Origin of the sequence: Lentimicrobium saccharophilum (assembly GCF_001192835.1) — a bacterium.
In the GTDB taxonomy this organism is placed as follows: domain Bacteria; phylum Bacteroidota; class Bacteroidia; order Bacteroidales; family Lentimicrobiaceae; genus Lentimicrobium; species Lentimicrobium saccharophilum.
In genome coordinates, this window is sequence record NZ_DF968183.1 from 1,097,546 (window position 1) to 1,121,745 (window position 24,200).

General features: G+C 46.3%; 19 protein-coding genes. 9 read left to right on the forward strand and 10 right to left on the reverse strand.

The features are described 5' to 3' along the window. Positions 1-244 precede the first annotated feature (244 nt). Positions 245-2,695 (forward strand): outer membrane beta-barrel protein, encoded by a 2,451-nt coding sequence (locus TBC1_RS16305; protein WP_062045143.1) that lies wholly within the window; start codon positions 245-247, stop codon positions 2,693-2,695. 546 nt (positions 2,696-3,241) lie between these two features. On the opposite strand, the gene TBC1_RS16310 is transcribed toward TBC1_RS16305, so the two are convergent. Beyond that, positions 3,242-4,792 (reverse strand): hypothetical protein, encoded by a 1,551-nt coding sequence (locus tag TBC1_RS16310; protein ID WP_137305816.1) that lies wholly within the window; start codon positions 4,790-4,792, stop codon positions 3,242-3,244. 73 nt (positions 4,793-4,865) lie between these two features. Between TBC1_RS16310 and TBC1_RS18185 the strand changes: the two genes are divergently transcribed. Continuing rightward, a complete protein-coding gene (locus tag TBC1_RS18185) occupies positions 4,866-5,063 on the forward strand; it encodes a hypothetical protein (protein WP_137305818.1) in 198 nt (65 codons plus the stop codon). Here TBC1_RS18185 and dnaK read toward each other — a convergent pair. Next, positions 5,024-6,934: a molecular chaperone DnaK gene (gene dnaK / locus TBC1_RS16320; RefSeq protein ID WP_062045149.1), complete on the reverse strand. Its 1,911-nt coding sequence runs from the start codon at positions 6,932-6,934 to the stop codon at positions 5,024-5,026. The two genes, TBC1_RS18185 and dnaK, sit on opposite strands and share 40 nt — an antisense overlap. Before the next feature lie 245 nt (positions 6,935-7,179). Beyond that, on the reverse strand, positions 7,180-8,220 hold the full coding sequence (locus TBC1_RS16325; RefSeq protein WP_062045151.1) for a DUF4249 family protein: 1,041 nt from the start codon (positions 8,218-8,220) through the stop codon (positions 7,180-7,182). Between the two features lie 469 nt (positions 8,221-8,689). Between TBC1_RS16325 and panB the strand changes: the two genes are divergently transcribed. From panB to TBC1_RS16350, 5 genes are all read left to right on the forward strand, one after another. Then, positions 8,690-9,520 carry a 3-methyl-2-oxobutanoate hydroxymethyltransferase gene (panB, locus tag TBC1_RS16330; RefSeq protein WP_062045153.1) on the forward strand — a complete coding sequence of 277 codons (831 nt, stop codon included), beginning with the start codon at positions 8,690-8,692 and terminating at the stop codon, positions 9,518-9,520. Between the two features lie 70 nt (positions 9,521-9,590). Further along, positions 9,591-10,304 (forward strand): RluA family pseudouridine synthase, encoded by a 714-nt coding sequence (locus tag TBC1_RS16335; RefSeq protein WP_062045155.1) that lies wholly within the window; start codon positions 9,591-9,593, stop codon positions 10,302-10,304. Between the two features lie 185 nt (positions 10,305-10,489). Further along, positions 10,490-13,306 carry a TolB family protein gene (locus tag TBC1_RS16340; protein ID WP_062045157.1) on the forward strand — a complete coding sequence of 939 codons (2,817 nt, stop codon included), beginning with the start codon at positions 10,490-10,492 and terminating at the stop codon, positions 13,304-13,306. 55 nt (positions 13,307-13,361) lie between these two features. Next, a complete protein-coding gene (locus tag TBC1_RS16345) occupies positions 13,362-13,718 on the forward strand; it encodes a phage holin family protein (RefSeq protein WP_062045159.1) in 357 nt (118 codons plus the stop codon). A 236-nt stretch (positions 13,719-13,954) separates the two neighbouring features. After that, entirely contained in the window at positions 13,955-14,419 is a 465-nt protein-coding gene (locus TBC1_RS16350) for a pyridoxamine 5'-phosphate oxidase family protein (RefSeq protein WP_062045161.1), read from the forward strand. A gap of 3 nt (positions 14,420-14,422) precedes the next feature. On the opposite strand, the gene TBC1_RS16355 is transcribed toward TBC1_RS16350, so the two are convergent. From TBC1_RS16355 to hpt, 4 genes are all read right to left on the reverse strand, one after another. After that, positions 14,423-15,004, reverse strand: a complete 582-nt coding sequence (locus TBC1_RS16355) for a phosphatase PAP2 family protein (RefSeq protein ID WP_062045163.1) — start codon at positions 15,002-15,004, stop codon at positions 14,423-14,425. A gap of 3 nt (positions 15,005-15,007) precedes the next feature. Continuing rightward, positions 15,008-16,009, reverse strand: a complete 1,002-nt coding sequence (gene obgE, locus TBC1_RS16360; RefSeq protein ID WP_062045164.1) for a GTPase ObgE — start codon at positions 16,007-16,009, stop codon at positions 15,008-15,010. Positions 16,010-16,099: 90 nt separating this feature from the next. Next, entirely contained in the window at positions 16,100-17,269 is a 1,170-nt protein-coding gene (locus TBC1_RS18265) for an adenylate kinase (RefSeq protein WP_062045167.1), read from the reverse strand. 65 nt (positions 17,270-17,334) lie between these two features. Next, the gene (gene hpt, locus TBC1_RS16370; protein ID WP_062045169.1) at positions 17,335-17,874 is read right to left on the reverse strand and encodes a hypoxanthine phosphoribosyltransferase; all 540 of its coding nucleotides are present in this window, start codon (positions 17,872-17,874) and stop codon (positions 17,335-17,337) included. A gap of 148 nt (positions 17,875-18,022) precedes the next feature. Between hpt and purE the strand changes: the two genes are divergently transcribed. After that, entirely contained in the window at positions 18,023-18,526 is a 504-nt protein-coding gene (purE, locus tag TBC1_RS16375; protein WP_062045667.1) for a 5-(carboxyamino)imidazole ribonucleotide mutase, read from the forward strand. A gap of 76 nt (positions 18,527-18,602) precedes the next feature. Here purE and TBC1_RS16380 read toward each other — a convergent pair whose 3' ends face one another. Both TBC1_RS16380 and TBC1_RS16385 read right to left on the reverse strand, forming a co-directional pair. After that, the gene (locus TBC1_RS16380) at positions 18,603-19,271 is read right to left on the reverse strand and encodes an O-methyltransferase (RefSeq protein WP_062045171.1); all 669 of its coding nucleotides are present in this window, start codon (positions 19,269-19,271) and stop codon (positions 18,603-18,605) included. After that, positions 19,268-20,500, reverse strand: coding sequence for a M16 family metallopeptidase (locus tag TBC1_RS16385; RefSeq protein WP_062045173.1), 1,233 nt, complete (start codon positions 20,498-20,500; stop codon positions 19,268-19,270). The genes TBC1_RS16380 and TBC1_RS16385 overlap by 4 nt, the downstream gene beginning before the upstream one ends. A gap of 427 nt (positions 20,501-20,927) precedes the next feature. Between TBC1_RS16385 and TBC1_RS16390 the strand changes: the two genes are divergently transcribed. Then, a complete protein-coding gene (locus TBC1_RS16390; protein WP_062045175.1) occupies positions 20,928-23,201 on the forward strand; it encodes a T9SS type A sorting domain-containing protein in 2,274 nt (757 codons plus the stop codon). A 308-nt stretch (positions 23,202-23,509) separates the two neighbouring features. Here TBC1_RS16390 and TBC1_RS16395 read toward each other — a convergent pair whose 3' ends face one another. Then, the gene (locus TBC1_RS16395; protein ID WP_062045177.1) at positions 23,510-24,055 is read right to left on the reverse strand and encodes a hypothetical protein; all 546 of its coding nucleotides are present in this window, start codon (positions 24,053-24,055) and stop codon (positions 23,510-23,512) included. Between the last annotated feature and the right edge of the window lie 145 nt (positions 24,056-24,200).

The window sequence follows — 24,200 nt, forward strand, 5'->3', positions numbered from 1 at the left end:
ATTTATGTATAACGGGACTGCAAATTCTGAACTTTTAATCAATATTTTTGTTCTGATGCTGAATAGAAGCATATCTGTTTCAGAAAAAGAAAAAATTATTGAACATTTTTTACTGAAATGGCCAATTTTAGGGTATTTTTTTTGAAAACCTGCGAAACTACCCTATATTTGTCCAAACTTTTGAGAACCGAATTTTTTTGCAGACAAAAAACAACCTTAAACCGATAATTTAATCGAAACCATTATGAAAAAAGCAAGCTACAAATCAATCATGATGCTTCTTATCCTGATGTTGGGTATCGCGCCTGCCCTTGTCTTCGGGCAGGATGCAGCAGGCTCAGGAAAAAGCGAGGCCAAATCAACTTTCGACAAACACTTCTTTCTGCAAGCCAGCGGTGGGGTTTCGCAATTTTTCGGTGACCTGAACGAAAAAAATCTGTTCAATGAAAGAATGAACTTCTTTTACGGATTGGGCGCAGGATACCAGTTTTCGCCGGTCTTCGGCATCAGGGGAGTTTTCAACAACGGATGGGTTGTAAGCACATACGATCCTCAGGACCTGAGGATGTCATCCAGTTTATGGGATGCACAGCTGCACGCAACCGTCAGCCTCACAAACCTGATTTTCGGTTACAAACCGGAGCGTTTCCTGAACGTTTACGGATTTGCCGGAGGAGCGCTTGCTAATTTCTCCTCTATTCTTTACCAGAACAGCAATGAATTAGTGATTGACCAGAATGGTCCGGATGCAGATCCTCCATTCAGCCAGGACCCAATGAAAGAATTTGTTGTTCCTGCAGGTCTCGGACTGAATTTCCGACTTGCGGAAAAATGGGATCTCAACCTGGAATACAATCTCCGCACCATGTTTACAGATGAGCTCGACCTGGTCGAAAGCGGCAAAGGCAACGACGCTTATTCAACGGCCATGCTGGGGGTTACTTATAAATTCAAACCCAGCGCCAATCTCAAGTCAATGGAGAAGAATTACGGACTGGTTAAATATGAAACCACTCCTGACCCGCTTGTCAGAGTTGGTGATACTGTTTGTGTGAATGTGAAGGTTATTTTCCCCGAGAAATATTTTGCCAAGAAAGCAGCCATGAATTTCCAGCCGGAAATCAAGTATGCCGGCACTTCCAAAAAACTGAAACCCGTCAATTTCCAGGGCGAAGATGTTAACGGTGACGGCATCGTTATCAACTACAAAACCGGAGGCAGCTACACTTATGTTGACTGTGTTCCTTATGAGCCCGGCATGAATGTTTCTGATCTGGTCGTTTCACCTACCCTTTATGAACCCAAGGAACCAGTCTCACTGAACGCAACTCCTGAAGAAATCAAGGGCAAATACAAAGTGATTGACCTTCCCGAGCGTAAGCTTGCCGATGGTGTAATTATTACCGGATCACGCATTCTGCATGACGAAGACCTGATCCTTGCCGATCACGGTTACGAAAAAGAGACCATTGTCAGTAAAGATGCAACCATTTACTTCCAGGTAAATATGCACAACCTTAACTGGAATCTGCCACTGAACAGGAATAACCAGGTGCAGCAGAAACTCGACGAACTTGCTTCATTTATCAGGATGGGTTATGCAATCCGCGATATCGATATCAACGCATGGGCTTCACCCGAAGGTGAAGAAAGTTTCAACCAGGGATTGTCAGAGCGCCGTGCTCAGGCAGGCAAAAAACACCTCCTGGATATGCTCAAGAAAATGGCCAAGGACAAGAAAGAGCCATTTGTAATCGAAAATCCCGAGGAAACCCTGAAATTCAACACCTATGCAAACGGTGAAGACTGGAACGGATTTATGCAGGCTGTTGAGGCTTCCAACATCGGCGACAAGCGCATCATTATGAATGTGGTTAACTCTCAGCCCGACGTTACCAAACGTGAGCAGGAAATCCGCAATATGAGCGTTGTTTACAAGGAAATTGAGGACGATATCCTGCCTCCGCTCCGTCGCGTCGTGATCCAGGTGAACTGCTTCGAGCCTAAGAAAACCGATGAAGAAATTGCCAACCTCGCAACAAGCGATCCGTCAAAACTTGATGACAAGGAACTGCTTTATGCCGCTACCCTTACCAATGACAATGATACCAAGCTCAGGATTTACAAAACTGCCACCACCCAGTTCCCGAATGACTGGAGAGGCTTTAACAATGCTGCTTACTATGAATTGACGAGCAATCAGCTTGGTGAAGCTGCATCACATCTGAACAAAGCCGATCAGCTTGAACCCAATAACAAAGCAGTAGTCAATAACCTCGGAGCTCTTGCATCCAAGAAGGAAGATTACAAAGGCGCTGCCGCCCAGTACGCCAAAGCAAAAACCCTTGGCGCTGAAGTAAATTACAACCTCGGAATCACCCAGCTCGCAGCCGGTAAATACGACCAGGCACTCAGCCTGATGGGCAGCAAGAAATGCAACACCAATGTTGGTCTTGCACAGGTGATGACCGGCAAGTACAGCGAAGCAGCCAACACCCTGAAATGTGCTCCCGAAAGCGCACATAACTACTACCTTATGGCAGTGGCAGGCGCACGCAATGCTGATGTGAAGATGATGATTGACAACCTGACAAAAGCAATCCAGGGAGATCCTTCACTGAAAGCACAGGCCGCTGAAGACCGTGAATTTATCAAGTATTTCAGCAATGCTGAATTTATGAGCCTCGTTAAGTAATCCTTAACAACCATACTTAGAAAAGCCGGCAGATTGCTCTGCCGGCTTTTTTTCCCTGCCAAAACACTATGGTTTTAATAGAATATCTCCGCAATATTCAGGCAAGGAGGAAATTATCTTAAGTTTGATTCTTAATCTGTAAATCTATCAAGTATTTAAAAGCCTCTGCTTACAGATACAGATCAGGCAGAAAGAACACCAAAGCACACGCTAAAAATATGATGATCTTTCCTACCTGATACGCCATGGAAAACCAGACGCATATCCGGTTATAATGAAGCTATAAAAAAAATGAAACAGCCAGTCATATAAAGATCCCGTACCGGAGATGCCTGACCCCTATTGAACCGGAGTTGTCAACCAGTATTTAACAGTATAAATGCCCCCCGGACTGATTTTGCTACTTAATCATTGATCTGTATCCTGTATGATGAAAAACATGCAGGCCACAATTTAATTACATGGGGATATCCTGTTGAAGCAACAGAGACAGGAGAAATTATAACCGGCCAGGCTGATAAACATGCATAACAACTGGCCACTTCATCAATAGAATGCCATTTTATTGATGTAGAAAACATTTTTATTACTGCGGCTGCTTACATAACTGTTACGTATATTCTGATAGCCGTAGACAACGAAATAATTGTTGTACCATCGTTCGATGCTGCTGTTTGTATCTTCAAAAATTCTGTCGCGCGGGCTCAGCGTCTCAATATCTGAATTTACAGGACTTTCGATCGTAGTGTTCCGGTCAATTAACTTCGAAGTAATCTTGCCATCGTGAGCATAGGCCAGGACCAGCCCTTCAGTATCCTCCCATGCCAACACCCTGCGTTTGAGTTTTTGAGAGAGTATATTTCTCAATTCCAGATCATTATTCCATAACAGATTGCCTGCCTGATCGAAGCCCGCGATAAAAGTGGTAAGGTATCTGAAGCCTTCAAATACGGAATAGGTAGAGGGGTAAGGACGCCCGTAATAATCGTAAACCATGGTAGTCACGCTCCTGTATTCAGGATAATAAGCTTCTGCAATAAACACGAACTGATCTTTCCAGCGGAAAACCTCATGGGCAAGAATATCATGATCCATAGAATAATCACGCCCTTTCTCAATACGATTGTTCCCTCTCCTGACATTCAGGTCGGAAGGACGGCGCAGGTACCTGAAAAAGTTACCGAAATCGGTAAATTCATAAAAATTGGCATTCTCCTCAGCGTTATTCCGGATCAGCACGGAGAAGAAACCAGTGGAAGCCACACCTACCGACTCCACTCCCTCGATGGTCCTGGCCCTGCTGCTGCGCCCGTAAGAGCCGATGATCAAATCCGTATTACTGTCAACCCTGTAAGCAAATGCAGTGTTAATCAACCTGTTTTCATCAAATTTACTCAGTTGAAGGTTGGAGATAATCTGGCCGTTTGCACTTGCCTTTACCAGAAAGTACGCTCTTTTCCGGGCAGATCCGAGGGTTCGGATAACAGCTGAGATAACTCCGCTAGGTTTATCTATGCTGATGGATTCTATGACAACATTACCGGGAACCCCCGGGGAGATCACAGAAATCTGACTGTTGCTGAACTGATATGCCAGTATCACAGATTCTTCATTCCGGATATTGATCCCTGCCACCGCGAATTGCTCGCCTGCGCTGAAATAAGCCACTCCGGACTTTTCAGGCACTGTCCGGGCAGTTTCTGTTAGTTCACCGGTTGCGAGCCTGATATCGATAATCCTGAAGTTATCCTCACTGGCTCCCCTGGGAGAATGAAAAAAGCATATCAGGCGATTGTTGGTATACAAAGCTTCTTCCAGCACAAATCCTTTGGGCAGAGGGAAAGATTTTCGCCAGTTTTCCTTCAGGTCGGTATCAAGCAATGCAGCAACCCAAAGCATGTTCTGTTGCTCATCGGTATCAGAACTGAGGTAAATGATTGAAATACCGTTCTGCCCGCATGGAACAACCTTGTATATATCTGAATCGTCTTTCACAGGAATTTCCATCCTGACCGGCTTGTTATCCTGGGCCATAAGTGACAGGACACCAGGAGAAAGGAAAACAAACAGGAACATGAATACAGTTGATCGCATCATAAGGCAGCTTCTTCGATTGGTAAAATTAACAATAATCCTCCAGTTTGTATGGGCGGTGCAAATCATCATGGATATGGCGAATTTCTTCTTCCCTGAATATCTGGGAAACAATTCAAAATCCATGATCCGGATGATTACCGGTTTCAGCATGCAATATAAACAGCAATGGCGAACCGGAGGGTTCACCATTACCAACAAATTTCGTGCAGAATCAGGATTCTGCAACAGATATTACTTTACTTCTTCAAAGTCGACATCGGTAACTTCCTGATCGGGGCCTTTGGATGAACCACCATCACCGGCTGCTGAAGCGGGGTCACCGGCTGGTTGACCGGAAGCCTGACTGGCTTTGTACATCTCTTCACTGGCAGCCGACCAGGCTGAGTTCAATGAAGCCAATGCGGCATCTATTCCGGCAATATTACGGTTTTTGTGGGCTTCCTTCAGTTCTTCAAGGGCCTTTTCGATTGGTGCTTTCTTTTCTGCAGGCAGTTTATCTCCAAACTCCTTTAACTGCTTTTCCGTCTGGAAGATCATGGCATCGGCGCTATTCAGCTTATCCACCTCTTCCTTGGCTTTACGGTCGGTTTCAGCATTGGCGGAAGCCTCATCTTTCATGCGTCTGATCTCATCTTCCGAAAGTCCTGATGAAGCTTCGATGCGGATCTGCTGCGATTTTCCGGTTCCCTTGTCTTTGGCAGACACGTGCAGAATTCCGTTGGCATCAATATCAAACGTAACTTCAATCTGCGGGATACCGCGGGGTGCCGGTGGAATACCATCCAGATGGAACCGGCCGATGCTCTTGTTATCACGTGCCATCGGGCGTTCTCCCTGAAGGATATGTATTTCAACCGATGGCTGATGGTCACTTGCTGTTGAGAATACTTCCGATTTCTTGGTCGGGATGGTTGTGTTGGATTCAATCAGACGCGTCATCACACCACCCAGGGTTTCAATACCGAGTGACAAGGGGGTAACGTCGAGCAACAACACATCCTTAACCTCTCCGGTCAATACACCGCCCTGAATGGCAGCACCGATGGCCACTACTTCATCGGGGTTTACCCCTTTCGAAGGAGCCTTGCCGAAGAAATCCTCAACAATTTTCTGAATAGCAGGTATACGGGTTGAGCCACCGACCAGGATAACCTCGTCAATATCAGCGGTGGTTAAACCGGCATCCTTCAATGCCTGACGGCAAGGATCGATGGTAGAACGAATCAGTTTATCATTGAGCTGCTCAAACTTCGAACGTGAAAGGGTACGCACCAGGTGTTTGGGAATGCCATCCACCGGCATGATATAAGGCAGGTTGATTTCGGTAGATGTTGAACTTGAGAGTTCAATCTTGGCTTTCTCAGCAGCCTCTTTCAGGCGTTGCAGAGCCATGGGATCTTTTCGCAGATCAATACCCTCGTCGTTTTTAAACTCCTCTGCCAGCCAGTCAATGATATTATGATCGAAGTCATCACCGCCAAGGTGGGTATCCCCGTTGGTCGATTTCACTTCAAAAACGCCATCTCCGAGTTCAAGAATGGAGATATCAAATGTACCTCCGCCAAGGTCGAACACGGCAACTTTAATATCCTTGTTTTTCTTGTCGAGGCCATAAGCAAGCGCAGCAGCGGTAGGCTCGTTGATGATACGTTTTACCGTAAGTCCTGCGATTTCTCCGGCTTCTTTGGTTGCCTGACGCTGAGAATCGCTGAAATATGCCGGCACGGTAATCACCGCTTCGGTTACTGACTGACCGAGGTAATCTTCAGCGGTCTTCTTCATCTTCTGAAGCACCATCGCTGAGATTTCCTGAGGGGTGTAGTTGCGGTCATCAATCTGCACCCTGGGGGTATTGTTATCTCCTTTAATTACTTTATAAGGAACCCGGCCAACTTCTTTGGTAACCCGGTCGAATGTCTCACCCATAAACCGCTTGATGGAAAAAACAGTACGGTGAGGATTGGTAATTGCCTGACGCTTGGCAGGATCACCAACTTTGCGTTCTCCGTTTTCGGTAAATGCCACAATTGAAGGCGTGGTTCTGCGGCCTTCGCTGTTGGGAATAACTACCGGTTCATTTCCTTCCATTACCGATACACACGAATTGGTGGTACCGAGGTCAATTCCAATGATCTTACCCATTTTATCTTAAATTTTTAAAATGTCAATTTTGTTTTCGTGGCAATTGTCAAGGATTATGCCAAGCTTGAAAAATAGCGCATACTAATAGGAACCACCTGTCCAGATTGACCATATAATCCTAATTATCAAATATTTAGACAAAATAAAACCGGCTAAGCATAGCCGGTCGTTTAATTTTGCCATGACACCCGGATTATGACATTTCGTCAGCAACCACCTCCTGAAGCTTTATCCGAGAAACGCTGCTAATTTCCTATTTTCTTGACAAATTTCAGGTTTTCATTGATCAGGCGTTCTTCGGTCGAAGGCCCGATCCTCATTTTTACAGAAGGTGTTTCCGTAGATTTTAAATAACGGCAGGAAAAAAGCCCGATCCCGTTTTCAATATTGGTATAATCGGGCTTCTCCTGGACAATCCCGGAAGAAGGTTCATTTACTTCCATATAGGTGTTCAGTTCATCGCCTGAAACAGCAAAAAGGAACTCGACCCTGTTGACCAGCCTGGAAACAACATCATTCTCGCTGAACTCATCCCCTGATTTATAAGGAATCAGGCTTTTGCAGACGGTGAAGAAGCTGGCCGGGCTGTAAAGCAACTCCATCGATTCACCGCCTTGCACCGAAACAGATTTTGCAGAACTGAAATTCCAGTCAATACTTCTTGCCAGGGTATCACGTCCGGGACCAATCACCTCATCGAACCAGAACCTCACGGAAACATTATATCTCCGGCCGTTTTTTGCCGAAAACCATTTAACCCGCTGATTGCTTTCGGCTGTGAAATTAATGCTCTGCTGTCCGGGCCGGGGTGTTTCAACAGCAAAGTCATGAACCAGCGGCGTTTGCGCCGTTATGACTTTCCCTGTAATCTTGTTCTTTATTTCAAGGTGATAGGTATAATCTTTATTTACGTAATCAGCCGGAACTTTAAAGGATGCTTTGTAAACCACCTGTTCCGGCGCATAAAATATGCCTTCCTCCTTATTAAATAAGGTTGTGGTATCCAGGTTGAAACTCCTGGTTTCTGTTGACCCTGCTTTCTCAATGATCCGGACTTCAAGGTTATTAAGATATGAAGCGGAATCTGCCTCCTGAGCATAGGTAAGGGCATTCCCTTCACCCAGAAAAGCCTTGTTGATCTTCACATAGTGCACTGAATCGTTCTGACTGATCAAACCATAGACCACGGTGATATCTTTCCATTCGGCAGTAACATCAAAGTCGGTTTCACAGGCATTAAAGGATAACATCGAAACCAGGGCAAACAAAAAAAACACTTTCTTCATCGGTATAGTCTTAGGCAGTAAAATGCAATAGTATTGACAAAAACAATTTAGGGCTGACAAATTTACATAAAAACTGAAACACATTGATAGGCGTATTATAAAATAGGAATAACGCATCCTGCAGAAAACCGGGATCCTAAAGAAATTTTACCCCGGATCCTGAAATCCCTGATGAAATTATAAAGACAGGTTGCGGTTTCATCGGGTATTTATTTTGACTTAAACTATTGTGCTGCAGCCTGGTGCACTCATATTTTTCTGATGAATCCGAACAGATTGTGGAACAAAGACGGGTGCAACTGTTAACGAAGAACCTGTCAGATGTTAAATATCCTGAAGGCTTCCCTGAAAAAGCATGAGGTATGCTTTTGTTTTGTAGCTTTGTAATCAGTTGTGATGCCACTTTTACGCCGGGCAGCGCTGTGCAAAAACAGCATTTGTTTCAAATCTCTCTAAAGATTATCTTCCTATGATAACACCTGACATCTCAAAGTTTGCCAATGTAACAAAGGTTACAACGCATGTGCTTCAGGAAATGAAACTGAAGAATGAAAAGATCGCAATGCTGACTGCCTATGATTATTCAATGGCCCGGCTGCTTGACAAAGCGGGCATCGACGTTATACTGGTAGGTGATTCGGCATCCAATGTTATGGCAGGCCACACCTCTACCCTTCCGATCACCCTGAATGAGATGATTTACCATGCATCCTCTGTGGTTAGGGCCGTGAAACGGGCGCTGGTAATCACCGATCTGCCTTTCGGAACTTACCAGGGCAATTCAAAGGAAGCGTTGAGCTCATCCATCCGGATTATGAAGGAATCCGGATCGGATGCAGTGAAAATGGAAGGCGGGCGCGAAATCCTCGAATCGATTGACAGGATTTTATCCGCGGGAATACCCGTAATGGGACATCTGGGTCTGACGCCGCAGTCGATTCACAAGTTCGGCACCTATGTTGTGCGGGCGACCGAAGAAAATGAAGCCCGTAAGTTGGTCGAAGATGCCCACCTGCTTGAAAATGCCGGCTGTTTCGGCATTGTTCTCGAAAAAATCCCCGCAAAACTGGCAGCACAGGTAGCCAAAGAAATCAGAATTCCGATTATCGGCATCGGCGCCGGTCCTGATGTTGACGGACAGGTGCTGGTTTTGCATGACATGCTTGGCATCACCCAGGAGTTCTCCCCGCGGTTCCTCCGCCGCTACCATAACCTGAGCGAAGAAATCCAGGGATCGGTGAAGTCATACATCCGGGATGTTAAAACTGTTGACTTCCCGAATGAAAGGGAACAGTATTAAAGATAGCAACTTAAATCAACTGTCCGGTTCTGCCTGACAGTTATGGTGCAACATATCTGCCCGACAGGCTATGACCGGTTTACCTCAGATTCTGTTTGAAGACAATCACCTGCTGATTATCAATAAAAGGCCGGGCGAAATCGTGCAGGGCGACAAAACCGGCGATGCCCCGCTGGTTGATCAGCTGAAGATATATCTGAAAGAAAAATACAATAAACCCGGGGCAGTTTTTCTGGGCCTTGTTCACCGTCTCGACCGGCCGGTAAGCGGGGCGGTTATCTTTGCCAAAACCTCAAAATCACTTAGCCGGCTTACCCGGATGGTAAAAGAGAGAGAGATCACGAAAATATACTGGGCGGTGGTTGATCGCCTGCCTGAACCGGAGGAAGGCACGCTGGTAAATTTCCTGATCAAGAATGAACGCCAGAACAAGTCATATCCTGCAGAAGAACATACCCCCGGCGCAAAAAGGGCAGAACTCCGCTACAAGCTCATCGCCTCAGGAAAAACATATCACCTGCTTGAAATCAGCCTGCTGACAGGAAGGCACCACCAGATCAGGGCGCAACTCGCCTTGGCAGGCTGCCACATCAAAGGCGACCTTAAATACGGCGCAGCCCGCTCCAACCCCGGTGGCTCAATCAGCCTTCATGCCCGTATGCTTGATTTCATTCACCCGGTAAGCAAGGAAAAAATCAATATTATTGCTCCGGTTCCTGCAAATCCGGAATGGCAATACTTCACTGATAATAATTCTCATCAGGCGGGGGCTCTTTCTTTCTGAAAAGCAACAACGGGGAAGCAACCGGAAAATCCTTTACTTTAAAGCCAACACATGACCGGCAAATAGTTTTGTGATTATATTAGTGGTTTACAAGCCGTGAAACATGGAAATTCGGGAGATTTGAGCCTGCGCCCATGACAAAATCCAGATTTGATTGTTGTTGATTCACCGCAAAACCTGATTTCGTGAAAAAAGGATTTTCAGCCCTGATACTCACCGTCCTGATCATTACATCTACTGCATTGCATGCGCAGTACTATGATATTGGTCAGGCACCGGCGCGTACCCGCTGGATGAAAATAGACACCGGCAACTTCAGCATTATTTATCCCGGTTTTCTTCACAAAAAGGCCGGACAAGCAGCTGTACTTTTCAGCACGCAAACAGGAAAGGTAGCTTCGGGCATGCAGACAGTTCCGCGTAAAACGCCCATTGTACTACATCCTCAAAGTGCAATTACGAATGCCTTTGCAATGTGGGCTCCCAGGCGGATTGAGCTTTACACCACACCTCCTCAGGACACATATGCACAACCATGGCTGCACCAACTGGCGCTCCATGAATACCGTCATATCGTTCAGCTTTCGAAACTTGATCAGGGGATTACCCGCTTTTTCGGCTATCTTTTCGGACAGCAGGCGGCTGCAGTCTCCACAGGGCTTTTTGTCCCTTCCTGGTTTATCGAAGGTGACGCAGTGATCACCGAAACGGCCCTGAGCAATACAGGGAGAGGCCGGACACCATCGTTCAATGCTCCTTTAAGGGCCCTGCTGGCAGAAAAAGGGGCATACAGCTACCCGAAAGCAAGCCTGGGATCATACCGTGATTTTGTCCCGGATATTTATACAATGGGGTATCATATTATCGCAGCTTCACGCACCCTTTACGGGCAGGCCTCCTGGAACGAAGCCATGAATTCCGTTGCGAGAAAACCCTGGTTGATTGCACCATTTAATCACGGACTCAAAAGTATATCAGGGCTGAATAAAAAAGGAATATACCGGCAATCAATGGCTTATCTTGATAGTCTCTGGCAAGGCAAACAGCCATCGGACGAAGCAATCCGGACAATGCCCAGACATCCCAAAAGCTATACAAACTACCACAGTCCGCAGCAGTTGAATGATTCCACATTCATCTCCCTCAAAACCTCCCTTCATGATATACCCCGGATTGTAAAAATATACAGTAGTGGCCGTGAGGAAATACTTCATACTCCGGGGTATATTTTTGACAACCGCATCTCCTTCAGCAACGGTATGCTTGTATGGTCAGAATACCGTCCGCATGTCCGCTGGGCTACCGTCAGTTTCACTGATCTGGTTTACCTCAGCACTGAAACCGGGGAGATTACACGAAAATCGTTCAGAAAGAGACTCTATGCTCCGGCAATAAGCCCTGATGGAAAAAAAACCGCCGTTTCAGAGACCGATGAAACAGGAAATCACTACATAACAGTTATTCAAAGTGACACGCTGAACAGATTCATTGTTCCGGAAGACGTTTTTCCATCTTTTCCTTCCTGGTCGGAAGATATGAGAAAAATTACCTTCATTGGGACAAGTGAATCCGGAAAAGCCTTGTATATGCTTGACCTGGATGAACAAATCTTCTCAGTTTTGTTACCTTATGCCTTCACGGAAATCAGCGAGCCACATTTCACGGATAAAGGCATTCTCTTCACAGCATCTGTATCAGCAAAAAGCCAGGTCTGCCTCCTGGAAATCACTTCGGGTGAGGCAAGTGTGGTCACTTCATCAGCTTATGGCGCCTTTGCACCTTCATTCTCATTCAACAGATTGACATACCTCGAATATACAGCCGAAGGGACCCGTATCGCCAACCGTTCAATCAATCATCTGAACAGCCGGCCATACATACCTGATACAGATCAATCATGGTCGCTGGCCCGGACTCTTTCAAAGCAGGAAAATTTTGATGGCAGCGTGTTCGAAATGCCTGACACCGGTTTTACGCAAAAAAGATACAGGAAAGCGGCCCATCTCTTCGGAATTCACAGCTGGGCTCCGCTATACATCGATATCAGCGGCGAAACGGCACGACCCGGATTTTCAGTAATGAGTCAAAACCTACTGAGTACCATGTTTATCACTGCCGGCTATGATTATAATCCATCAGAAGAAACGGGCATGTTTCGTGCAAGTCTTGCATGGAAGGCCTGGTTTCCTGAATTCAGGGTTACTACATCTCATGGCTTGAGAGCATCGTCCTTTACAGGGGATGACAATATGACAAGACGGTTCACCTGGAATGAAACCAACCTTGACCTTAGCATCAGCCAGGCACTGAACCTTTCACGCGGCAACGTTAACTCAGGAATTTACGGAGAAATCACGCACAATTTCAGCCAGGTCAGGCACCTTTCCGGCACGCCTGAGCGCTTTATGAAGGGAATATTCTCAGGAATGAGCTATCGGGTCTTCGGATATTCCTATCAGCGGCAGGCCTATCGCGATCTGGCCCCTGACTTCGGGATTAATATGGATGTAAGCTTTCGCCATACTCCTGCCGGTGAAATCAATGCCGGAAGTGTTTTCGGCATACAATCACAGCTTTTTCTGCCAGGCATTGCCGCAAATCACTCATTATCTGTTTATGGCGCTTATCAACAAACCGATCCGGGGGATTACCGGTATGCCAACCTGATCAGTACTTCACGCGGTTATGTAACAATACCATTTGGCGAGCAATTGATCAGCTGGAAAGCGGCCTACCGCCTGCCTCTGTTTTATCCGGATTTCCATCTGGGCGGCCTGTTGTACATTAAACGCTTAAGGGCCAATGCCTTTTATGATTTTACGGAAGTGAGAGAATCACAAAACGACGGGCATTTCAATGCGACCGGTCTTGACCTGATCAGCGATGTACACCTGCTCGGATTGAGCACCCCGGTAAGTGCCGGCATCAGAAGTGTTTACACTTTCAGAGAGGGTGTTCCTGTGTTCGGATTCCTGTTCTCGGTAAATTTTTACGAGTATTGACCTGAATGACAGTTTATTTACTATATTCGTTTCATCAATCATCCGGGTAAAAGGCATGAAATTTCCGGTCAGGCTGCTTCTCACAACAATCACCGTACTTGTAACAGCGTATATTTTACCAGGCATCAGTTCAGAAACTTTTCTGGCCGGGCTTTCGGCTGCCGCAGCGCTTGCACTGCTAATAACCAGCACTAAAAGAATATTTCTTAAACTGAAAATCCCGATGAATATGATTTTCTTCGGTTTTATCCTTTTTACCCTGATCACAATGCTCACCCTGCTGATTTCAGAATTTATTCCCGGTTTCAGCGTGAGGAGTATCTGGCATGCATTGATGTTCAGTATAATTCTCACCGGGATAACCTCAGTCATCAATTCTTTGGTAGCTTCAGAAGACGGTTTTCATCATTAATACCCTTAATCACGGCCTGCTTAAGCAAACTGCTGATTGCAGCCCGAAGCCTTTTAATTCATATCGCCGCTAAAACCGGATACTCAGGATTTTCCGGGTATAAAAGAATTATCATTATACTAACCGGCTGCCGGATACCTGCAAATCCGTCTTCCGCTTCACAATTTAGTGCGAAAATGTAGATTTCAATTTGCGCTCTTCGTATTTTCGTGACATAATTTACCAAAGGAAAAAGTATGAAAAGCAGAATGATCAGCCTTCCCGATACAATTGAGGAAATTATCTCGGGTTGCGAGGTTTGTTATGTGGGGATGGTAGACCCGGAGCATAAGCCCTATACCCTCCCTTTCAATTTTGGCTACGCTGATGAAACAGTTTACCTTCATTCGGCACCCACCGGCAGAAAAATAGAAGTACTGAGGAATAATCCGAATGTCTGCATTGCATTCAGCACCGCGCACGAGCTTTACAAACAATCGGAACAGGTAGCATGCAGTTATGGTATGAAGTACAAAAGCGTACTGATCAGCGGAAAGGTTGAATTTGTTGAAGATTTCGATGAGAAAGTCAGGATACTGAACATCATTATGCGGCAATATACGCAGCGCGACGATTTCAACTACAACGCCCCCGCAGTGAAAAATGTTGCCGTGATGAAAGTCAGGGCTGTAAAAACGGAAGCGAAAGCATTCGGTTATTAAATATCAGGAAGCCGGGTCCTTTCTCCGGAGACGGGCTTTCAGCATCCGGAACAATAAAAAAACGAGATATCCGGTCAGTGCACCGGTGAGCGCGCCGCCGATCACATCGCCCGGATAATGGACTCCCAGATAAATCCTGCTGTAGGATACCAGGCCTGCCCAGGCAAGCATGACCGGTATTATCCATTTGTAACGGATTGCCAGTACCAAACCAGTAAAGACCGCCACCCCGAAGGTATTGGTGGCATGGGAGGAAACAAAGCCATATTTTCCGCCACATTGTCCGTATAACGTCCTGACCATCCCGTCCAGTGCAGGTTCATGGCAGGGCCGAAGGCGCATAAATACATCTTTAAACAGTTTAACCGAAATCTGATCCGTAAGGGTCACCAGCAGGGCAACCATCAGGAGCACCAGCCAGAAATGGTTACGGTTTTCCCTGAACATCAGAAATAGAAGAAAGGCATAAAGAGGCACCCAGATGTACTTATCGCTGAACCAGTACATGAGGAAATCGAAAAAAGGCGAATGCAATCCGTTAATAATCAGAAATAATTTCTGATCAAATTGTATCAGGGCATCCATCTTCTAAAAATATGGTTGGTGCAAAGCTTTCCAGATTTCGTCCTTCAATTCGGCGATTCCCTGGCCAGTGTGCGAAGAAATAAAAACCACGGGCACTTCCGGAAATTTCCGTTTTTTCAGCTTGCGCAGCTGTTCCGTGTCGAGCAGATCGCATTTCGTGACGGCCAGCACGTGTTGCTTGTCAATCAACTCAGGATTGTACTGTTCCAGCTCGTTCAGCAGGATATCAAAATCTTTTCTGATGTTTTCCGAAGAAGCCGGAATCATAAACAGCAGTGCAGAGTTTCTTTCGATGTGCCGGAGAAAGCGCAGGCCCAGCCCGCGGCCTTCAGCGGCGCCTTCGATGATGCCCGGAATGTCGGCCAAAACAAATGAACGGTCGTCACGATAAGCGACTATGCCTAAATTTGGCCGGAGGGTGGTAAAAGGGTAATCGGCAATCTCAGGCTTGGCGGCAGAAACCACCGATAGAAGGGTCGATTTTCCTGCATTGGGAAATCCAACAAGTCCAACATCGGCCAGTATCTTCAATTCCAGTATTTTCCAGGCCTCAATACCGGCTTCTCCGGGCTGTGCATAACGGGGGGTTTGGTGCGTAGGTGATTTGAAATGATCATTACCCAGCCCTCCCCGGCCTCCTGGCAGAATGATTACCATTTCACCATCGGCAGTAACCTCAGCCTCCTGTTCCATGGTTTCAGGGTCTTTCACTACCGTGCCCAGCGGCACCTCAATGATGACATCCCTGCCGCTTGCACCGGTTTTTCTGTTATTCCCTCCGTTACCACCATCTCCGGCCTTCAGGTGTTTTGTGTACTTCAGGTGCAGCAGTGTCCATAACTGAGCATTGCCTTTCAGAATAATATGTCCTCCCCGGCCACCATCACCACCGTCGGGTCCTCCGCGCGGATTTCCGCGGGTCCTCAACAGATGGGCTGAACCGGCGCCACCCTTACCCGATCGAAGGTTAAGTTTTACATAATCAACAAAGTTAGAAGAGGGCATAAAGAGGTAAATAAAGAATTAAGGGATGCAAAGCTACAAAAAAAAGCCGGCTTCGCCGGCAGTTTACATAATATTCAATATTACAGCCACTTACCTGAGCATTTTCATGGCAGCTTCCACCTTCTCACTTAAGCGCTCAAATACCAGCTTTTCATCCCCTATGGCATTCAAAGAGGCAAACTTATGTTGTTTGTTGTAGAAATCGGCTACAGGAAGTGTCTTTTCGTTATACTCTTCAAGGCGGTTGATGATCAGTTCGGTGTTCATGTCATAGGAACGGGCCTGGGGGGTTTTCGACCGGGCATTGAGGCGTTTGATGGATTCAATTGTAGAAGCGTTTAATTCAATGCAATAGGATACTGACGAATCCAGGCGCCTTAAGAGCCCATCAAGGATGTATGCCTGTACAATGGTTCTCGGAAAACCTTTGAAAACAAACCCCCTGACGTTATTGTGCTGCCTTATCTCACTTTCAATCAACCGGATAACGATCTCATCGGGCACCAACTCACCCCTGTCCATGATGTCTTTGACTTTGACCCCGATCTCGGAACCGGCTTTAATTTCCCTTCTCAACAGAGATCCTGTGGAGATATAATAAAGGTTGTATTTCTTTGCAAGCAGCCTTCCCTGTGTACCCTTTCCGGAACCAGGTGCACCGGTCAGCACGAGGTTAAACCAGACTTTTTGCAGGGTGTTATCAATGGATTGAACCAGACGGTCAAAAACTTCACTGATCTCACCAACACCCTGAATCGGGATGTATTTATTCCTGTCTTTGTAAAAATCGGCTACCGGTTTGGTTTTATTGTTGTACTCTTCAAGCCTGAACTCGATTACCTCAGCATTATCATCCGTGCGGCCTGAAATTTTGCCCCTTTCAAGCAACCTTGCAATCAGTTCTTCGCGGGGCACTTCCAGGCTGAGCATACATGCCAGGGAGGTGTTCAGCTTGAGCAGCAGGCCTTCGAGGATATAAGCCTGAACCATTGTCCTGGGGAATCCGTCGAACAGTATCCCGTTTTTATCAGCACTGGCAATAATCCGCTTTTCAATAAGCTGAACGATCATTTCATCAGACACCAACTGACCCCGGTCGATGAGTTCTTTGGCTTTCTTTCCAAGTTCACTTCCCTCGGAGATTTCCTGGCGCAACAGGTCGCCCGTGGAAATATAGGCCAGTTTATATTTTTCGACCAGCAGGGCAGACTGAGTTCCTTTTCCTGCGCCCGGAGGGCCAAACAAAGCGATATTAAGCATGATTATTCAGTTGACAGGTAAATAAGGGATCCAATACCAGATAACGGGTGGCTTTCAGAAACAATTTATTCCACAATTTTATAAATATCCGGCAGATTACGTGCAAATCCATCATAATCCAGACCATATCCGACAATAAAATCATTGGGAATTTCCATTCCGATATAGTCGATTTTATAATCTGCCCTGAAAGCGCCGGGCTTAAAGATAAGTGTGGCAATCTTCACATCGGCAGCTTCCTGATTGTGCAGTATTTCAAGCATCCGCTGAATGGTAAGTCCGGTATCAATAATATCTTCAATGATAATCACCGAGCGGCCTTTAACCACCTCGTTGAGCCCGATAAGCTCGCTGACCACCTGGGAGCTGCGCGTTCCGGTGTAAGAAGATAATTTGACAAAAGAGATATTGCTTTCAATATCCACTTTTTTCAACAGGTCGGATGCAAACATAAATGCTCCGTTCAACACAATGAGGAAGATAGGCACCTTTCCTTTCATATCGGAATTGATCTGATCGGCAATCCTGCTCACCGATTGATCGATGGCATCCGCCTTAATGAAAATTCCAAATTCTTTGTCCCGGACTTTAATTTTATTTTTCATTGACGATGAGTTAAGCGGTCAAAAATACGATAATTTAAATAATCAGGAAAGACGTGCGAACCTTTTGATTAAATTATCGTTAAGGCTTGGGTAAACCTCAGGCCGAACCGGGCTTTTGATTATTTTTGCATCAAACAAACCTTTCAACATGGAACCAAGAGTCAGTATAATTATGGGCAGCACATCCGATTTACCGGTGATGAAGGAAGCTGCAGAAATCCTGAATGAATTTCAGATTCCGTTTGAGATCAATGCTTTATCAGCTCACCGCACACCAGATGAGGTAGAAGCCTTTGCGAAATCGGCATACAGCCGCGGTATCAGGGTAATAATAGCCGGTGCGGGCATGGCAGCCCACCTTTGCGGGGTGATCGCAGCGATGACGACCGTTCCTGTAATCGGGGTCCCCATTAAAGCATCCCTCGATGGCCTGGACTCCCTGCTGGCCATCGTGCAGATGCCTCCGGGAATTCCCGTTGCCACTGTTGCCATTAACGGCGCCCGTAATGCCGGCATTCTTGCCGTTCAGATGCTTGCCACAGGAGATGAGGCGCTACAGATGAAACTTATCGCATTTAAGGAAGACCTGAAAAAGAAAATTGTGAAAGCCAACGAGGAACTCAGTTCGGTGAAATATGATTACAGGGTCTGATTTCGTCTCCTGAAAAAACCATTGCCTGCCCCGGTTGATTTCAGTGCTTTATGCTGCATCCGGGGCATTCCGGAAGTTATAATTTCTTTACCATCATCAACCCGTCCCTTATAGGGAGCATGAGGTGCTCAACACGCGGATCATTTTTCACGTGCAGGTTGAAGGCAGCAATGCCGCGCGTTTCCTTGTCATTTAAAGCGTCAGCATCCATCACCTTACCATACCACAGCACATTATCGGCTATGATGACCCCCTCCTGACTGAGTTTTGGAAAAACCGTCTCATAATAATTTACATAGTTTTCCTTATCGGCATCGATAAATACCAGATCGAATGGCCCTTCAATTTCAGGGATGATATCCATGGCATTTCCCTGATGGGTTATAATTTTATCGCGCAGTCCGGAAGCAATAAAATATTTTTCAGCGATATGGGCAACTTCAGGATTGTTGTCGATGGTATGCAAGCAGCCCCTGTCGTCGAGTCCGGATGCCATATAGATGGCTGAATATCCGGTAAAAGTGCCGATTTCGAGAATACGGCGGGGCTTCAGCATCTGAATAATCATTTTAAGCAACCTTCCCTGGAGTAATCCTGAAAGCATGCCGGGGGTTGTCACTGCCAGATGGGTTTCCCTGATCAGCTGCTGCATCAGGGGAGGCTCCTGCGTAGTATAGTCAAGGGCATACCGTTCAAAAGCGGGGACTGTGGTCGGATATTGCGGCCGTTCAAAAAGTTTGCTCATGCTTTGCGGTTTTTGTAGACAAGCATACTCATTTGTGCCGGGTCAAATATTTCATGCGCAACTTCAAGCACCATATCAGCCGTAATGGCATTGATTTTCGAGATCAATACTTCGTGGGTGTCAACGGTGTCATACACAAGCATGCTTTTCGCCATCGAAAGCGCATCGTTGAGGTTTGATTCAAAAGAAATGGCAATCTGACCGATAAACTGTTGCTTGGCCGTATGCAGCTGAATCATTCCCAGCGGTTTGGCCATAAATCTATCCAGCTCTGCCCGTACCAGCGTCAGTGCTTTATCGAGCGAACCATTATCGGTACCCAGATAGATCATGAATGAACCGGTTTCAGCGTATGGTGTATAAACGGATTCGATGTTGTAAGACAATCCATGACGTTCGCGCAGGGCCATACTCAGCCTTGAATTCATCGCGGGACCGCCCAGCAGGTTTGTCAGCAGGGCCAGGGCGGTACGCCGGGCATCTGCATAACCATAAGCATGGTTCCCTATAATACAATGGGTCTGAAAATTCCGCCGGGGTTTGATGAGTTGTTTTGGTTCCGATGCGGCGAAAACCTGCCGTGAGTCAGTGCGCAGATTTTCAGGAAGGCACCCGAAAGCTTCGTTTACAAGCTTAACCAGCCGCTCGAAACGGATGTTTCCCACCGAGCTGATTACGATCTGATTGGTATGGTAATGACCGGATATAAACCCGAGAATCCTTTTACGGGTGATTCTTTTCACGCTTGCAGGTGTACCCAGAATGGACTTACCCAGGGGGTGTCCGCGGAATAACATCTCCTCAAATTCATCAAAAATCAGTTCCGACGGGCTGTCCTTATATGCATTGATTTCGTCAATCACCACATCTTTTTCCTTGTCGATTTCTTTCTCAGGAAAAGTGGAATTAAACAGGATATCCGCAAAAAGTTCAATAGCCCTGGCATAATAGGCGCTCAGGAATGAGGCATGAATACAGGTTTCCTCCTTGGTGGTGTATGCATTCAGATCAGCCCCGATGTTCTCGAGCCTTCCCAGCACCTGATGGACTTTTCGCTTGCCGGTCCCTTTGAAGATAACGTGTTCGATAAAATGGGCCAGGCCTTCCTCCCCGGGCAATTCGTCGCGCGAGCCGGTATTCACCATTACAGCAAGATGGGCGACCAACCTGCCTGAGTGCCGGTGAACGATCCTTATGCCATTGGAAAGTGTATGAAACTGATATTGCATCCTCAAAATAACGGGATGCAAAATTAGAAAAAATATCGGCACCGGTGAAAAGGGAAGTTTGCAGGTGAAATGCGCATCTCACCGTGGACAATCTCTTGTTCAGACTAGCGGAAAATTGTCAGCACTGCATCCATTCAAAGCATCATAACCTTGTAGAAGTCACCTCTCCTTATCGATATATTCAAGTGTCCGGTATATTTGAAATTTATTCACGGAAAATCCCCTTCATTGCTATTCTTTATGCTTCAATTTCTTGTTATTTCCGATTTTTTTTATTACATTTATAGGTTATATTGGTTCCCAACACACTGATCCTGAATATTTCAGGTGTTACCTTCCGAATTGCTCCCCTGCGCTGGTTTTCAGGTTTATCCGTATTGACTTCCGAAGTCAGAACTGAGTATTCACCATATAAACCTTAAGTATCATGAAAACAAAAAGCGTGACTTTTCTGATTCTGGGAGTCATGTTGCTGGCGATTCCATTGGGCCATGCCCAGGAAGTTCTTTACGATGGAAGCTTTTCTACGACAACTACCAGTGACATCTACCTTTATGATCCGCCTCTGATGAATGTCTGGTGTTCGTTTCAGAATTACGGTATCATTGCATACCCGCAGATTGTTGATGGCGTTTGTTATTACCAGATTGAGTCGGCCGGTTATGAAGCCTGGGAGGTTCAACTCACCCAATACGGGTTTATTTTATTGCCGCAGCACACCTACCGGCTTTCTTTCGATGTAAAGGCAGATGCTGAACGGCCTTTCGGACTCTTTCTCGGAGAGTACTTTGGAAACTGGACTACACTACTGGGATGGGACAGGTACTTACAATTTGCCACGACCGAATGGCAAACCATCACCCTTGACTTTAAATCCGCGTGTACTTTCGATATCAACAAGCTGAGCTTTGAGATGGGCGGAATCAATATCAGCATGTATTTCGACAATGTAATGCTGGAAGACCTCGGACCCTATGAACCCTCCGTGGGTATATTAGGAAGTTCCGTCTTCGGCTGGGATTTTGATGTTGATATGTACACCGAAGACGGGATAATCTATTCGCTGCAAAACTTCCCGCTGGTAAGCGGCCATGCAAAATTCAGGCAGGACGATATGTGGTGTGTAAACTGGGGAGGAAGCACATTTCCCAATGGTTTTGCTCCCATATACGGCCCGGATATCCCTGTTACCAATGCAGGCAATTATGATATTCTTTTCAACCGTGAAACCGGCGAATATTCCTTCACCTGCGTCGATAACTGCTCACCCTACATCGGCATCACCGGAACTGCTGTGCCGCCTGATTTCGGATATGGCCCCGATGTCGATTTGTTAACCAACGGTGGCATGATCTATACATTGCCCGGTTATACTTTTACCGACGGGGAAGCTGTTTTCAGGCAGGACGACAACCCTGAACTGACATGGGGTGGCTCCACTTTTCCGGCTGGGGTGGCAGTTGCCGGCGGAGGCCCCATTCCGGTTGTTGCAGGCTCATATACCGTTTCGTTCAATCTGGCCACCGGGGAATACAATTTTACCTACCCGGATATCGGAATTCTGGGCACTGCTTTGACCGGCTGGATGGATGACATTGATATGGTTACAACAGACGGAGTGATCTACTCACTTTCAGATTATTATTTCTCAGAGGGCGAAGTAAAATTCAGGCAAAGCAACAACTGGGATGTGAACTGGGGTGGTTATGGTTTCCCCTCAGGTTGGAGCTGGCAGGACGGGCCCAATATCTACGTCCCTGAAGGAACCTATACGGTAACTTTTAACCGCCAGACCGGAGAGTATAATTTCGCGGCAACCACCTGCCCCAATCCGGGAATTCAATGCCCTGAATTTTTATATTTTAGCAACGATCCGGGCGAATGTGGCGCCATGGTTTATTATCCTGAAATTGTTCCTTCTCCCAATTGCGGTGGTGAAGGAATTGTTATCACACAGACCGAAGGCCTGCCATCGGGCTCATTTTTCCCTTTGGGATATACCTGGAATGCATTTTTGCTGACCAATAACGAAGGGAATACCGCAGCATGCGGATTCGGTGTCTATGTTTACGATTCCGAGCCTCCGTCAATTACAGGAATCAGTGATTACTTTGAGCCACTCTGGCCTCCTGACCACAGAATGGTGCCGGTTGAAATTGAATACAGTTCAACGGATTTTTGCGGAGCAACCTGGTGCGAGCTTTATGTTTTCAGCAATGAGCCGGAAGATGGACTGGGCGACGGCGACCTGGCGCCTGACTGGGAAATCATTGACCCGCACAATGTACTGCTGAGGGCCGAAAGGTCGGGTAAGGGAACCGGGCGCGAATATACCATCCTGATCGTATGTTACGATGAATACGGAAATACTGCATTAGCGCAGGTCTTGGTTACAGTGCCTCACGATTTGAGAAAACTAAAAACGGAAATATCCGAGAACGGATCAGTTTCCCGGAGTGCCGGATTTGAAGTTGAAATCCGGCCAAATCCAACCGCTGAACAGTTTAACCTGAAAGTTGAATCCGCTTCTGATGAAACGGTCAGCATCCGCATCTCCGATATGACGGGAAGAGTGATCTTTTCGCAGGATGCACTGAATAAAAACACTATCAGTTTTGGCGGAAATTTCGTTCCGGGGATTTATTTCGTCAGGATAGCGCAGGGTGAAAAAGTTAAAACGGTGAAAGTAGCCAAACAATAAAACTATTCTTGCCGATGATTCACGGGGCTGTCCGGGTTTGCCGTACGGCCCCTTGTTTCCGGAAGGATTTCAACTGATTCTATTTTAACAGCATCTACTTGTTTGCTTTCGACAGAATCTGATTACCAAGACATGGTTATTGCTTTTCCATCCCTTTCATTTCTGTCAGGGGCTGCCGGACTATAACCTTAGAAGGTATTTGTAACAAACCTTCCGGGAAACATTAAATTATAACAGAATCGGGGATCAACATGCAAGGCCGTTGCTTACCGGAAATACAAAGCAACACTACCCATTTCAGGATATTACTAGCGCTCCAGGGGAAACTTCCTGACGAAGGAAAGCCAGAAAAGCGGTTGATAGCCGCGCAATTCGCCGGTTTCAGTATAACTCTCAACCAGGGGGCATACTGCAATGACTTTTTTGGTGATTTTTCCGTTATCCTGGTTCAGGTACCATTCTTCCAGAAACCTCAGCCGTGAAATATCCGACAATTGCAATTCGCGTTTGATAACGGTATCGTAATTCTCATATGGTTCGAAAGGCCGCTGAAGGGTGAGCAATTCTGTACGCGTACCCCGTTCAAGAATCTCCCCTGCCGATAACTGTTTGCTGGTCATCACATCATAAACCTTCACCTTTCCTTCACGGGCGGATGTAATCACCGCCTGCACGAGTTTCTCACGTTTCGGCCCCTCGAGGTTTTGCACCCACCAGGCCAGGTCTGTTTCGGGTGACTTCAGTGTTACATCATACTGAATTCTCTCGGTCAGCAACTCCCCTTTGCCGCTTCCGCAGGAGATCAGCAATACACCTGAGAAGATCAGTAAAAAGATAAAGGTCAGTTTTTTCATGGCGTTTCAGTTTAAAAATTAGGGGTTCCACTTCCCTTAATGCAAAAATACCAAACTTATCTTTTACCAGGCTGCAAATCAAAAATCCACGGTGTAAAACTTCCTGAGGGAATCATTTTTCCTTACATTTAAACTTATACCTTTG

Coding starts and splice junctions, on each gene's coding strand:
- TBC1_RS16305 (WP_062045143.1), top strand. CDS start 245: ATGAAAAAAGCAAGCTACAAATCAATCATGATGCTTCTTATCCTGATG.
- TBC1_RS16310 (WP_137305816.1), bottom strand. CDS start 4,792: ATGATGCGATCAACTGTATTCATGTTCCTGTTTGTTTTCCTTTCTCCT.
- TBC1_RS18185 (WP_137305818.1), top strand. CDS start 4,866: ATGGCGAATTTCTTCTTCCCTGAATATCTGGGAAACAATTCAAAATCC.
- dnaK (WP_062045149.1), bottom strand. CDS start 6,934: ATGGGTAAGATCATTGGAATTGACCTCGGTACCACCAATTCGTGTGTA.
- TBC1_RS16325 (WP_062045151.1), bottom strand. CDS start 8,220: ATGAAGAAAGTGTTTTTTTTGTTTGCCCTGGTTTCGATGTTATCCTTT.
- panB (WP_062045153.1), top strand. CDS start 8,690: ATGATAACACCTGACATCTCAAAGTTTGCCAATGTAACAAAGGTTACA.
- TBC1_RS16335 (WP_062045155.1), top strand. CDS start 9,591: ATGACCGGTTTACCTCAGATTCTGTTTGAAGACAATCACCTGCTGATT.
- TBC1_RS16345 (WP_062045159.1), top strand. CDS start 13,362: ATGAAATTTCCGGTCAGGCTGCTTCTCACAACAATCACCGTACTTGTA.
- TBC1_RS16350 (WP_062045161.1), top strand. CDS start 13,955: ATGAAAAGCAGAATGATCAGCCTTCCCGATACAATTGAGGAAATTATC.
- TBC1_RS16355 (WP_062045163.1), bottom strand. CDS start 15,004: ATGGATGCCCTGATACAATTTGATCAGAAATTATTTCTGATTATTAAC.
- obgE (WP_062045164.1), bottom strand. CDS start 16,009: ATGCCCTCTTCTAACTTTGTTGATTATGTAAAACTTAACCTTCGATCG.
- TBC1_RS18265 (WP_062045167.1), bottom strand. CDS start 17,269: ATGCTTAATATCGCTTTGTTTGGCCCTCCGGGCGCAGGAAAAGGAACT.
- hpt (WP_062045169.1), bottom strand. CDS start 17,874: ATGAAAAATAAAATTAAAGTCCGGGACAAAGAATTTGGAATTTTCATT.
- purE (WP_062045667.1), top strand. CDS start 18,023: ATGGAACCAAGAGTCAGTATAATTATGGGCAGCACATCCGATTTACCG.
- TBC1_RS16380 (WP_062045171.1), bottom strand. CDS start 19,271: ATGAGCAAACTTTTTGAACGGCCGCAATATCCGACCACAGTCCCCGCT.
- TBC1_RS16385 (WP_062045173.1), bottom strand. CDS start 20,500: ATGCAATATCAGTTTCATACACTTTCCAATGGCATAAGGATCGTTCAC.
- TBC1_RS16390 (WP_062045175.1), top strand. CDS start 20,928: ATGAAAACAAAAAGCGTGACTTTTCTGATTCTGGGAGTCATGTTGCTG.
- TBC1_RS16395 (WP_062045177.1), bottom strand. CDS start 24,055: ATGAAAAAACTGACCTTTATCTTTTTACTGATCTTCTCAGGTGTATTG.